At 53.9% G+C, this 12,756-nt stretch carries 12 protein-coding genes; 9 read left to right on the top strand and 3 right to left on the bottom strand.

Translation table 11 applies throughout. The annotated features are described in order from the left end of the window. Positions 1 to 310 precede the first annotated feature (310 nt). Positions 311 to 3,085, top strand: a complete 2,775-nt coding sequence (locus FOY96_RS17195) for an autotransporter outer membrane beta-barrel domain-containing protein (RefSeq protein WP_143347487.1) — start codon at positions 311 to 313, stop codon at positions 3,083 to 3,085. A 94-nt stretch (positions 3,086 to 3,179) separates the two neighbouring features. Further along, positions 3,180 to 3,803: a helix-turn-helix domain-containing protein gene (locus tag FOY96_RS17190; protein WP_033144736.1), complete on the top strand. Its 624-nt coding sequence runs from the start codon at positions 3,180 to 3,182 to the stop codon at positions 3,801 to 3,803. Between the two features lie 2 nt (positions 3,804 to 3,805). Here the strand turns inward: FOY96_RS17190 and ampH are convergent, their stop codons facing one another. Beyond that, complete coding sequence (gene ampH, locus FOY96_RS17185) at positions 3,806 to 4,966, bottom strand: D-alanyl-D-alanine-carboxypeptidase/endopeptidase AmpH (RefSeq protein WP_143347486.1); 1,161 nt, start codon at positions 4,964 to 4,966, stop codon at positions 3,806 to 3,808. Positions 4,967 to 5,170: 204 nt separating this feature from the next. Here ampH and FOY96_RS17180 point away from each other — a divergent pair, with 204 nt between their 5' ends. From FOY96_RS17180 to FOY96_RS17170, 3 genes are all read left to right on the top strand, one after another. Continuing rightward, positions 5,171 to 5,704 carry an isochorismatase family protein gene (locus FOY96_RS17180; RefSeq protein WP_033144738.1) on the top strand — a complete coding sequence of 178 codons (534 nt, stop codon included), beginning with the start codon at positions 5,171 to 5,173 and terminating at the stop codon, positions 5,702 to 5,704. 115 nt (positions 5,705 to 5,819) lie between these two features. Continuing rightward, the gene (gene sbmA / locus FOY96_RS17175) at positions 5,820 to 7,040 is read left to right on the top strand and encodes a peptide antibiotic transporter SbmA (protein ID WP_033144739.1); all 1,221 of its coding nucleotides are present in this window, start codon (positions 5,820 to 5,822) and stop codon (positions 7,038 to 7,040) included. 14 nt (positions 7,041 to 7,054) lie between these two features. Further along, positions 7,055 to 8,152 (top strand): DUF1615 domain-containing protein, encoded by a 1,098-nt coding sequence (locus FOY96_RS17170; RefSeq protein WP_143347485.1) that lies wholly within the window; start codon positions 7,055 to 7,057, stop codon positions 8,150 to 8,152. Here FOY96_RS17170 and FOY96_RS17165 read toward each other — a convergent pair. Beyond that, positions 8,149 to 8,448, bottom strand: a complete 300-nt coding sequence (locus tag FOY96_RS17165; RefSeq protein ID WP_008503287.1) for a DUF2755 family protein — start codon at positions 8,446 to 8,448, stop codon at positions 8,149 to 8,151. The two genes, FOY96_RS17170 and FOY96_RS17165, sit on opposite strands and share 4 nt — an antisense overlap. A gap of 249 nt (positions 8,449 to 8,697) precedes the next feature. Between FOY96_RS17165 and FOY96_RS17160 the strand changes: the two genes are divergently transcribed. Further along, positions 8,698 to 8,925 carry a DUF2754 domain-containing protein gene (locus FOY96_RS17160; RefSeq protein ID WP_033144741.1) on the top strand — a complete coding sequence of 76 codons (228 nt, stop codon included), beginning with the start codon at positions 8,698 to 8,700 and terminating at the stop codon, positions 8,923 to 8,925. On the opposite strand, the gene ddlA is transcribed toward FOY96_RS17160, so the two are convergent. After that, a complete protein-coding gene (gene ddlA / locus FOY96_RS17155) occupies positions 8,922 to 10,022 on the bottom strand; it encodes a D-alanine--D-alanine ligase (protein ID WP_143347484.1) in 1,101 nt (366 codons plus the stop codon). The two genes, FOY96_RS17160 and ddlA, sit on opposite strands and share 4 nt — an antisense overlap. A gap of 104 nt (positions 10,023 to 10,126) precedes the next feature. On the opposite strand from ddlA, the gene FOY96_RS17150 reads away from it, so the two are divergent. From FOY96_RS17150 to iraP, 3 genes are all read left to right on the top strand, one after another. Next, positions 10,127 to 10,810, top strand: coding sequence for an extensin-like domain-containing protein (locus tag FOY96_RS17150; protein ID WP_143347483.1), 684 nt, complete (start codon positions 10,127 to 10,129; stop codon positions 10,808 to 10,810). Between the two features lie 168 nt (positions 10,811 to 10,978). Continuing rightward, positions 10,979 to 12,193 (top strand): multidrug efflux MFS transporter, encoded by a 1,215-nt coding sequence (locus FOY96_RS17145; protein WP_039263891.1) that lies wholly within the window; start codon positions 10,979 to 10,981, stop codon positions 12,191 to 12,193. Positions 12,194 to 12,403: 210 nt separating this feature from the next. Continuing rightward, the gene (gene iraP / locus FOY96_RS17140) at positions 12,404 to 12,664 is read left to right on the top strand and encodes an anti-adapter protein IraP (RefSeq protein ID WP_069303723.1); all 261 of its coding nucleotides are present in this window, start codon (positions 12,404 to 12,406) and stop codon (positions 12,662 to 12,664) included. The last annotated feature ends 92 nt before the right edge of the window (positions 12,665 to 12,756 follow it).

Genomic DNA, 12,756 nt, shown 5'->3' with positions numbered 1-12,756 from the left:
AACGCCGAAATGGAGATGAGTTATTCATATTGTTTTTATATTAAATAGAAAACATCATTGAAAATGATTCATTATATATTTTTATATGTGTCTTATTGTTGTGTCTGTATTTTAATGCTTTGTTTTTATAATATTTATCTGTAGTGACAGATGCTTTCTCGGTTTTGATGTGTTATTAGTCTGGATACGGACTTAATGGAAACATTCATTGAACCTTTTCGAAATGAAAATGCATAATTCCCTCCGCAATTAAACATTGCAAAATCATTGATGGACAAACTTGCTTACGTCCCTGAGGAGGGATGACCCAATGCAAACATGGAAAAAGAAACTCGTTGTATCTCAACTTGCATTAGCCTGCACCCTGGCTATCGCTTCTCAGGCAAATGCGAAGGATATTTCCGGTACGACATATAATACATTCGGATACGATAATACCGCTTCCACTCCCTGGTATTATGGCTATACCGACTGGGATTACTCAGGCGCTACCCATGACGGTGATATTTATCCGGTGATTAATAAAAGCACCGTGAATGGTGTTATTTCAACATACTATCTGGATGATGGCATCAATGGTCGGGCGAATGCATTAAGCATTTCCAACAGTACCATTAATGGCATGATTACCTCTAAGTGTATGACCCCCTCGTGTGTTGACGGCGTGGATACCGATGGCACCAACCATTCTCAATACGATCGTTTTAGCCTGACCGTAGATAATTCCACCATTAACGATACCTATGAGCATTATGCGTATGATGTCGTGAATGGGGAAAATACGGAAAGACACTATCTGGATACGTATAATCTGGGTAATGCGATCACCCTGGATGTGGAGTCCGATATTGTTATCCAGAACAATTCCCACATTGCCGGTATTACCCTGACGCAGGGTTATCAGGAGCCGGATAATACCCCTTACGACGGTGTGGAAGGCGTAGCCAACAGCAGCAAAGTATTTACCGACACGCTGGTGGTGAAAGACTCCGTTCTGACCTCAGGCGCGTACCGCGATCTGGGGACCAGCGGGTTCTACGGTCAAACCGCGAAGCCGAGCGACTACGGTGAAACGAATGCCACGGCAGCAGATGATGCGGCGCTGATCGTTGCCGCTAGCGCGTCTGATAACGCGATGCAGACCACTGCCACGTTCGATCATTCCACCGTTACTGGCGATATTCTGTTCTCCAGCACCTTCGACAACAACTTTTATCCGAACGGCGATCCGGCAACGGATACGAGTGCAGACGGTGTCTATAACCCAACCACCAACGGCTGGGATGGCACCGATAAGCTGGATGTCACCCTGACCAACGGCAGCAAATGGGTCGGCGCAGCACAGTCCAGCGTCGAGGCTATCGGCCCAGCGCAGATGTATGGCCTGGGCTACAGTAACGTAGACTGGAGTAGCTTATCCCCTAACAGCATTTGGCCGGATTCCATTTATGACAGCAACGGACACGTTGCGGGTGAAGCGGTGTATCAGAGCGGGCTGTTTAACATCGCGCTGGATAATGGCTCTGAGTGGGATACCCGCAAGCTTTCTAATATCGACACGCTGACGGTAAACAACCAGTCTCAGGTTAACGTTGAAGACTCTGGTCTGCTGGCGGACTCCATCACCCTGACCAATGCTTCATCAATGAATATTGGAGACAGCGGTGCTGTGGCGACCGACCATCTGTATCTGGACAGCTATAGCCGTGCGGCACTGACGGAAGAAACGGCCGAACTGTATGCCAACACCATCACCGTGGATAACGGTGCTGAGCTGGCGCTGGGGCTGGGTCAGGTTGATACGCATAATATGGAACTGACCGATGGCGGGGTGCTGAACGTTGCCAGCCGTGATTACGTCCTGAACAGCGATCTGAACAACGCACGCTATATCACTAACGATAAGTACAATGCCGATTACGACTACGGTGTTGTGGCGATTAACTCTGATGGCCATCTGTCAGTAAACGGTGACGTTGCAGGTAACTACCAGGTGCGCATCGACGATGCGACCGGTGCCGGTTCCGTTGCCGATTACAAAAACAAAGAGATTATTCGCGTCTATGACAATAACGCGGATACCACAGCCAGCTTTACTGCCGCAAACAAAGCCGATTTAGGTGCTTACACCTACCAGGCACAGCAGCAGGGTGACGCCGTTTTACTCCAGCAGAAAGAGCTGACCGACTCTGCCAACATGGCGCTGAGCATCCCATCTGCCAATACCAATATCTGGAATCTGCAGCAGGATACCGTCGGCACGCGTCTGACCAACAGCCGTCACGGCCTGACGGATAACGGCGGGGCGTGGGTGAGCTACTTCGGTGGCAACTTCGACGGTGACAATAGCGTTATCAGCTACGATCAGGACGTGAGTGGTATTACGGTGGGTCTGGACACCCAGATTGACGGTAATAATGCGAAATGGTTCGTCGGTGGTGCGGCAGGTTTCGCGAAGGGTGATACCAGCGATCGTACCGGTCAGGTCGATCAGGATAGCCAGACAGCGATGATCTATGCGTCAGCGAAGTTCATGAACGATCTGTTCCTCGACAGCTCCCTGAGCTACACCCGCTTCAACAGCGATCTCTCTGCCAACATGAGCAACGGTAAGTATGTTGACGGCAATACCACGAATGATGCTGTTGGTTTTGGGCTGAAGCTGGGCTATGACTGGAAACCAAACCTCTCTGGCTACGTTACGCCATATGCAGCCGTATCTGGCCTGTTCCAGTCTGGCGATGATTATCGTCTGAGCAATGACATGCGCGTAGATGGACAATCATACGATAGCCTGCGTTATGAACTCGGTGTTGATACGGGTTACACCTTCAACTACGGCGGCGAACAGGCTCTGACGCCTTACTTCAAACTGGCCTACGTCTATGACGATGCCGATAACAATGCCGATATTAACGGTGACAGCATTGATAACGGCGTGAAAGGCTCCGCTGTGCGGGTAGGGCTGGGCACCCAGTTTAGCTTCACGAAGAACTTCAGTGCGTACACCGATGCCACTTATCTGGGCGGCGGCGACGTTGATCAGAACTGGGGCGCAAATCTGGGCGTGAAATATACCTGGTAATGAATAAAAGCGGGGGAGTGGTTATCTCCCCCGCTTTTTATAGAAGCAATAAAAATAATATTGGACCGAAAAATACGGATGACTTGAGGTCTGCATGAACGTTAATGCGAAACCGCTTTCTGAATTACGCCGGCTCGAACAGTATTTAACAGCGGCCAGCACCCCTTTTACATGTGCGCCCCAGCAATTAATTACGTCAGGGGAATGGAATGAGCCTTGTACGATCGTATTACAAACCGGCGTTATTGAGGTTTATCGAACTTCTGATGAATTGCTGGTGGGGATTGCGACTGCCCCTTTTATATTCGGGCTGTCTACGGTGGTGATTAATCACTCTCACGAATACAGGGTGATTGCTAAAACGGCCTGTACCGGTTTTTATTTGCCCACGGAAACCACCCGTCAACTCATCCAGCAGTATTCACTCTGGAAAGAGGCCTTCTGCTGGTTATCCTGGATAACTTACATTCTCGAGAAACGCGATAAGCAGCTGGTGGGAAATAACTCCTATCACCAGATCCGCTCGATGCTGCTGAATATGGCGGAATGGGATGAAACGCTGCGTTCAAAAATCGGTGTGATGAATCATATTCAACAGAGCACACGAATTTCACGCTCCGTTGTTGCCGAGGTGCTTGCCGCCCTGAGGCAGGGAAACTATATCAACATGAGCCGGGGCAAGCTGGTCAGCATCAACCGCTTGCCCACGGAATATTAAAATTAGTTAGACGCGGTGAGAACCTGGGCTTTATTGGCGCTCAGTTCAGCCACTAAGTTATTAATCCCGTCACTCATATTGACGAAACGCGTATGCGGGGAGCGGGTGACCACCACAAATGCGCCCACGTTTGACTGCGGGATCATGGCCATATAGGTGATGAATCCACCGCCGCCGCCGGTTTTCTGAATAATACCCGGACGGCCATTTTTCGGTGCCATATAGACCCAGCCCATACCGAGTGCGTCGGCTTTACCCGGCACGTCCATCCCGATGACGCGTTGCAGCTGAGTGCGCTGATAAATCAGGGTCTGCATGCGATCGGCCTGGCTGCTGCGTGCGTAGAAATCTGAGGAAAGGAACTGCTGCATCCAGCGCATCATGTCGCCAGGCGTGGAATAGACCCCGCCGCTGCCCACGGCCGCGAGCGTATTATTACAGGGGCTAGCACCTTTCTCAGCCACCATCAGGCGACGACACTGATCCGGAGACGGGGTAAAGGTGGTGTCTTTCATACCCAGCGGACGGGTTATCTGCTCTTCAAAAAGCTGCGAGTAGGGTTTGCCAGCCGCCGTTGAAAGGGCGTCCGCCAGTAGGTCAAAGGCCAGGTTTGAATAAGAGGCCTGCGAACCCGGCGCCGCCTTCAGCGTGGCGGTACTCAGGTAGCTCCAGCGCTGGTCGCGCGTTGGCCAGACAAATACGTCACGGTGCGCCGCCCCGCCTGGCTGCTCACGCGGCAGGGCGCTGGTGTGGGTGGCAAGGTTCACAAGCCGAATCGGCGTACCCTGATAGGTTGGAACCCGGGCGCCTGGAGGCGCGTATTTGCTGAGCGGATCGTCGAGTTTTACCACGCCCTGATCGAGCAGTTTCACCAGCATTTCGCTGGTCATCAGCTTGGTTAAGGACGCGATGCGAATAACGGAATCCAGCTGCGGGTGAACGTTATTTCCTGGGCGCGTCTCGCCAAAGCTGCGGAACACACGCTGGTTGCCGTCGATGACGACCATCGCCATCCCGGTCGCGCCGCTGCCGTAATAGATAAGGTTCGCGTAGCGGTCGGCAATATCTGAAGCTAAAACGGGCGCCGTCAGCGGTTGGGCTGCCTGGGCGGTAGAAAAGCTCACCGCACACAGCGCGGCAAAAGAGAGCAGACAACGTTTCAACGAAAAGCATCCATGAAGTGAATGAAGAAAGTAATGGGTATTTATACTACTAATCGGTACCGCGCAATGCCCCGAATTGCATAACGATAGCGAGAAAAACGTAACCATGGGTAAATATGAACAATTTACTGACGAGCCATCTCCCATTTTGTGACATCGGGCTTATGATAGGCACCAGTGTCACTCAATCTTACGGAGAACGGTATGTCTGAGAAGCGTGTGGTTATGGTTGTCGATATGCAGAACGGGGTATTTGAAACCCCTCGTCATCAGCGCGAAAAATGTGTCTCTCTGATCAACCAGCTTACGCAGGCAGCCGACAAGGTCATTTTTATTCAGCATACCGAGGCAGGGGGCCTGGAAGAGGGAAGTGAAGGGTTTGCGCTACTGCCTGAACTCCATCAGCCAGCTGACGCGCTATATGTGACCAAAACCGCCTGTGATGCCTTCTATAACACCGTGCTTGAGGCGCTGCTGCGTGAGCAGGGCATTCGCGAGTTTGTCATCTGCGGCTGCGCCACCGATTACTGCGTCGATGCGACGATCAAGAACGGCGTTAGCCGGGGTTATCACATCACCGTGGCGGAAGATGCCCATACTACCGCCAATCGCCCGGCGGCAGATGCGCGGATCCTGATTAACCACCACAACGACGTCTGGCGTAACTTCATCGCGCCGGCGAATCCTCTCGCGGTGAAACGCACCGAAACAATTCTCGAAAACTGGAAAGCGAACTAATAATCAACCCTCGGGTCTGACCTTTTTGCCCGGGCCGGGAGGCTGGCTTGGGCAGGTTTTTCGTGTGGTAACGTGTTGTGCACAGCAACAGCCATAACAACAAGAAGGAAGCATTATGTTTAAGTCTTTTTTCCCAAAGCCGGGGCCTTTTTTCCTGTCGGCATTTATTTGGGCACTCATCGCTGTCATTTTCTGGCAGGCGGGCGGCGGCGCATGGCTGACGCGCATCACGGGAGCAACGGGCGAGGTGCCGATTAGCGCGGCGCGCTTCTGGTCGCTCAGCTATCTGCTGTTTTACGCCTACTACACGGTGTGCGTAGGGCTGTTTGCCCTGTTCTGGTTTATGTATTCTCCGCACCGCTGGCAGTACTGGTCTATCCTCGGCACATCGCTAATTATCTTTGTCACCTGGTTTCTTGTCGAAGTGGGCGTGGCGGTTAACGCCTGGTATGCGCCGTTCTACGATCTGATCCAGACCGCGCTGAGCTCGCCGCATAAGGTGACCATCAACCAGTTCTATCATGAAGTCGGCGTCTTCCTCGGTATCGCCCTTATTGCGGTGATTATCGGCGTGATGAACAACTTCTTCGTCAGCCACTACGTTTTCCGCTGGCGTACCGCGATGAACGAACATTATATGGCGCACTGGCAGCACCTGCGCCATATCGAAGGTGCCGCACAGCGTGTGCAGGAAGACACCATGCGTTTTGCCTCCACCCTTGAAGACATGGGCGTCAGCTTTATCAACGCCATCATGACGCTAATCGCCTTCCTGCCGGTGCTGGTGACGCTCTCGGCGCACGTGCCGGATCTGCCGATTGTCGGCCATATTCCTTATGGTCTGGTGATTGCCGCGATCGTCTGGTCGCTGATGGGCACGGGCCTGCTGGCGGTGGTGGGGATCAAACTGCCGGGCCTGGAGTTTAAAAATCAACGCGTGGAAGCCGCTTACCGTAAAGAACTGGTTTACGGCGAAGATGACGCCAACCGCGCCTCGCCGCCAACCGTCCGCGAGCTGTTTGGCGCCGTGCGTCGTAACTACTTCCGACTCTACTTTCACTATATGTATTTCAACATTGCCCGTATTTTGTATCTGCAGGTGGATAACGTTTTCGGTTTGTTCCTGCTGTTCCCGTCGATTGTTGCGGGTACGATTACGCTCGGTCTGATGACGCAGATCACCAACGTGTTCGGTCAGGTTCGCGGGTCGTTCCAGTACCTGATCAGCTCCTGGACCACCCTGGTAGAACTGATGTCCATCTACAAACGTCTGCGCAGTTTTGAACGTGAGCTGGACGATCGTGACCTGCAGGAAGTCACCAACACATTTAGCTAATACAGGAAGTTGCTATGTCTTTTGCCGTACCGCGCGCGTTACCGTTGTCCTTGCTGGCCGCTCTTGTGCTGGCAGGCTGTGCCGAAAAAGGGGCCGCTCCGCTCAAAAAGGGGGAGAAGCCCGTCGATGTGGCGAGCGTTGTGCGGCAGAAAATGCCCGCCAGCGTGAAGGATCGCAACGCGTGGGCAGATGCGCTGGCAAAAACCTTTGAAAGCCAAAAGATTGCACCGACCGAGGAGAATATCTGCTCGGTGCTGGCGGTGGCGCAGCAGGAGTCGATGTACCAGTCAGACCCGGTGGTGCCGGGCCTGAACAAAATTGCCTGGAAAGAGATCGACCGCCGCGCGGAGTCCATGCATATCCCGGTTTTCCTCGTGCATACCGCGCTTAAAATCACCTCGCCGAACGGCAAAAGCTACAGCGAACGGCTGGACGCGGTGAAAACCGAAAAACAGCTCAGCGCCATCTTTGATGATTTCATCAGTATGGTCCCGATGGGGCAGAAGCTGTTTGGCTCGCTGAACCCGGTACATACCGGTGGCCCGATGCAGGTGAGCATTGCGTTCGCGGAGAAGCATACCGACGGCTACCCGTGGAAAATCGACGGTACGGTACGTCAGGAGGTCTTCTCCCTGCGCGGTGGGCTGTGGTTTGGCACGTATCATCTGCTGAACTATCCGGCGAACTACAATGAGCCGCTGTACCGCTTTGCCGACTTTAACGCGGGCTGGTACGCCAGCCGTAACGCGGCATTCCAGAGTGCGGTCAGCCGCGCAACCGGCGTCAAGCTCGCGCTGGACGGCGATCTCATCGCTTACGGCAGCAGCGAGGCGGGAAGCACCGAGCTGGCAGTACGGAAATTATCCACCACGCTTGGCTTGAGCAATAGCGACATTCGTCATCAGCTTGAGAAAGGCGATAGCCTGGCATTTGAGAAAACGGATCTGTACAACAAGGTGTTTGCGCTTGCAGAGAAGAAGAGTGGGAAAGCGTTACCGAGGGCTATCCTGCCGGGGATCCAGCTGGAAAGCCCGAAGATCACGCGTAACCTGACCACCGCATGGTTCGCAAAACGCGTGGACGATCGTCGGGCGCGCTGTATGGGGCTTTAACGGCGACGGCGAAAGCGCAACACTAACGCCACAACGCCCAGAATCATGCATCCCGCGAGGAAGGGGATCAGGCCGAACAGGGTGCTGACGCCAAAGCCAATCTCAACTCGCGGGCGTCCGTTATCCTGCACCTGCATCAGGTGTTCATAAACGCCAGGGGCATGGACCAGCATATTGAGCAGCTGGGAACCGGCCCAGAAGCAGAACAGGACAAACAGGGCATAAGCGATATTACCCGCCGTGGAGGTTTTTGGTTTGCCGCCAAAAATCGGTTTCGACAATGTAAAGTCAGCCATGTTGACCTCCCGTGGTATCACTCTGTTTTAATACGCGTCTTACGGGGTGAGTTTGACAGGTCATCGCATTTGTCAATATCAGAATCGTGGTAATTTGCGCGCCGGAATCCTCCTGGATTGCCGATTTCTGCAGCACATCACAATTTCATCACTTAAGTGAAATTGCGTCGCGTTTCAGAATTTCCGTATCTGCCACAGACCTGGCCGTAAAACTGTGAGAGGATGGCTTTTTTTCCTGCCGGAGTTGTTATGAAGCTCACGTCCAAACTACGCCGTGACTGGCACTATTACGCCTTTGCTATCGGGCTGATCTTTATTCTTAACGGTGTCGTGGGCCTGTTGGGGTTTGAAGCAAAAGGATGGCAAACCTATGCCGTCGGGCTGGTGACCTGGGTGATAAGTTTCTGGCTGGCGGGGTTGATTATCCGCCGTCGTCCTGAAGAGACGACAGCGGATGAGGCGAAGCGCGCCGATTAACCGTTTACGGAACTTTTAAGCGCGCTGTCGGCGGCGTGACGCTCCAGCGCCAGTTCGATCAGGCGGGTGATCAGTTCCGGGTAGCTCAGGCCGCTGGCCTGCCACAGTTTCGGATACATGCTGATGTTAGTGAACCCCGGCAGCGTGTTGATTTCATTGATCACCACTTCGTTTTCCGGCGTCAGGAACACATCCACGCGCGCCATGCCGCAGCAGCCGAGCGTCTGATAAGCGCGAATGGCGATCGCCCGGATCTTATCGTTAATCGCCGGATCGATATCCGCAGGAACGACAACCTGCGCGCCTTTGTCATCAATGTATTTGGTGTCGTACGAGTAGAAGTCGCTGTTTAAGACCACTTCGCCGCAGGTGCTCGCCTGTGGAAAATCGTTGCCCAGCACGGCGCACTCAATTTCACGGCCTTTGATGCCCTGCTCAACCACCACTTTATGGTCGAACTCAAACGCCAGACGGACGGCCTGCGTGAACTCTGCTTCGCTGGTGACTTTGCTGACGCCCACGGAGGAGCCCTGGTTTGCCGGCTTCACAAACAGCGGCAGACCCAGTTCTCCGCTAATTTGTGCGAAGCTGTACTTGTCGCGGTTGGCGCGGGTGAGGGTCACGAATGGCGCAATATTCAGCCCGGCATCGCGCAGCAGGCGTTTGGTGACGTCTTTGTCCATGCACGCGGCAGAGCCGAGGACGTCCGAGCCGACGAACGGCAGGTTGGCCATGCGCAGCATTCCCTGCAGGGAACCATCTTCGCCCAGGGTGCCGTGAACGATAGGGAAGACAACGTCGATCTGGGCGAGAGCCTGTGCGTTGCCGGCGTCGATGAGCTGCCCCTTCGCGACGCCGGGTACGGTGGCGACGCTCACTTCCGAAGGATTAAGGGCGATATGCGCCGGATCGTGAGCATTCAGCAGATACTGGCTGGCATCGTTAACGTGCCACTGGCCCTGTTTATCAATGCCCAGCAGCACCACGTCGAAACGGCTTTTATCGATCGCATCAACGATATTTTTGGCCGATTGCAATGACACTTCGTGCTCCGCTGATTTTCCCCCAAAGACAATACCTACGCGCTGCTTAGCCATCTCACTCTCTTCCAGTCTGACGAAAAGCCAATAACATACCACGATGCCCGGCGGGTTTCGCGGCCTTCTGCCATAATGTTTTTGGGGAGTGTTGAGGGGGGAGAGTGAAAGGAAAAACGCTGCTGACCGTATTCATCATTGTGGCCGTTGCAACGGTGGGTTACCGCTGGTTGCCGCCTTACTACAACCCTTTCATACCGCTGACGCTTGACGACCCGCCGGGCCGTATCACCCAGTATAAGCTCCGGCGCTTAACTCCCGAGGCGTGCGCGACGCTGCTTTCGCAGGCTAACCAAAGAGGTCTTATCCGCACCCAGCCGGTGGCCGACAGCGGCGGCGCGTGCCCGCTCAACAACGTTGTGCGCGTGCGTGACTTCGGCCCGGTCGGCCTGAACAGCAGCTTTCTTGCCAGCTGTCCGCTGGCGCTCAGCTCTGCGCTGTTTATCAGCCAGCAGGCCCGGCCGCTGACAAAACGCTATACGGGCAGCGACCTGGCGCGTATCGACCATCTCGGCAGCTTTGCCTGCCGCAATATTTACCACCGCCCTGACGCGCGACGCAGTGAGCATGCCACGGCGGAGGCGCTGGATATCGCCGCTTTTCGTCTGGCGAACGGGGAGCGCGTCACGGTACTGAACGGCTGGAAGGCGGCAACAACTCAGCCATGGCTGAAGGCCATGCTGGCGGCAAGCTGCGGCTACTACGGAAACGGCCTGGGGCCGGAGTATAACGCGGCGCATGCCAACCATTTTCATCTGGGAATGCGCGGTTTCGGACTCTGTCGGTGAAGCATAATATTCCGCCAGAAAATGGATGAATTGTGACTTATTTCACAAATATGATGACTGGGAAGATAAAACACCAAAGTCAGTCAGGCCGCATCTCTGGTGCGACGTCAAAACGCGTAACTTGCTAATCTGTCGGCGAATTCGCCTAAAAATGAAGACTATTTCTTTATGGAATCCTGGAAAGTTAATCTCATCTCGGTCTGGTTCGGCTGCTTCTTTACCGGGCTGGCCATCAGCCAGATCCTGCCGTTCCTGCCTCTGTACGTCTCGCAGCTGGGGGTGACCTCGCATGAAGCGCTCTCCATGTGGTCCGGCCTGACGTTCAGCGTCACGTTTCTGGTCTCCGCCATTGTGTCACCGATGTGGGGCAGCCTGGCGGATCGTAAAGGCCGAAAACTGATGCTGCTGCGCGCCTCGCTCGGGATGGCGATTGCCATTCTGCTCCAGGCCTTCGCCACCAACGTCTGGCAGCTGTTTTTCCTGCGTGCGGTGATGGGGCTGACGTCCGGGTACATTCCAAATGCCATGGCGCTGGTCGCCTCTCAGGTGCCGCGCGAGCGTAGCGGCTGGGCGCTGAGTACGCTCTCCACGGCCCAAATAAGCGGCGTCATCGGCGGTCCGCTGCTGGGCGGTTTTCTGGCGGACCACGTCGGGCTGCGCGCGGTATTTATCATCACCGCGATCCTGCTGGTGGTCAGTTTTCTGGTCACGCTCTTTCTTATCAAAGAGGGAGGCCGCCCGGTTATCAGTAAATCTGAACGCCTGAGCGGCAAGGCCGTTTTCGCCTCGCTGCCCTATCCGGGACTGATGATCAGCCTGTTTGTGACCACTATGGTTATCCAGCTTTGTAACGGTTCGGTCGGTCCGATTCTGGCGCTGTTTATCAAGTCGATGGAGCCGGAAAGTACAAATATCGCTTTTCTGAGCGGCATGATTGCCGCCGTGCCGGGCGTATCCGCCCTGATTTCCGCGCCGCGTCTGGGAAAGCTGGGTGACAGGATCGGCACGGCGCGCATCCTGATGGCGACGCTGATCTTTGCGGTCGTGCTCTTCTTCGCGATGTCGTTTGTCACCTCTCCGCTTCAGCTTGGCGTATTGCGATTTCTGCTCGGGTTTGCTGATGGAGCAATGTTGCCTGCGGTGCAGACCCTGCTGGTTAAATATTCCAGCGACCAGGTGACAGGGCGTATTTTTGGATATAACCAGTCATTTATGTATCTGGGGAATGTTGCCGGTCCGCTTATAGGCGCATCCGTTTCCGCGATGGCCGGTTTTCGTTGGGTATTTGCGGCCACGGCGATTGTCGTTTTAATCAATATTATCCAGCTGGCTATTGCGCTGCGTCGCCGCAGACAAATGGCGGAAGCGAAATCGGCGAGATAATCGTTTCGTTAATGTATTATATATTCTTATGGTAGCCGCATTTTTATATAACAAAATGCGGCGCTTCTTTATAGAAAAACGTTTCGCTCACCGCGGCGGTCCTTTATTTTCATTCCTGCATCACTTTTGCATACCATAATAAATTTCTTCTCTTTGCATTATGGATTCAGAATGCTAACTTCAGACAAAACTGAAAAAGGAACTGGCACGATGAAAAATCTCATTGCTGAATTGCTGGTCAAGCTGGCACAAAAGGAAGAGGAGTCAAAAGAGCTGGTTGCTCAGGTCGAAGCGCTGGAAATTGTGGTCACCGCGCTGCTGCGACAAATGGCGAAAACCGAACAACAGGCGTTGATTGAGAGCGTGGAAGGCGCGCTGGACAGCGTCAGGCCTGAATCGCAGGTTCCGGTTGAGGATGCCGAGATGCTCCACCAGTACGTAAAGAAGCTGTTAAGGCATCCGCGCAGCTAAACCGTCACAGGACGTAACGACGTGTCATAGAATTGTCATGCAGGATGCCTATAGTCGCTCTGTTTTTATTTTTATGTATTTGTACATGGAGA

Source organism: Enterobacter asburiae, from assembly GCF_007035645.1.
Taxonomy (GTDB): domain Bacteria; phylum Pseudomonadota; class Gammaproteobacteria; order Enterobacterales; family Enterobacteriaceae; genus Enterobacter; species Enterobacter asburiae_B.
The sequence above is the reverse complement of the archived record's forward strand: the minus strand, read 5'-3'. Positions and strand labels throughout refer to the sequence as shown.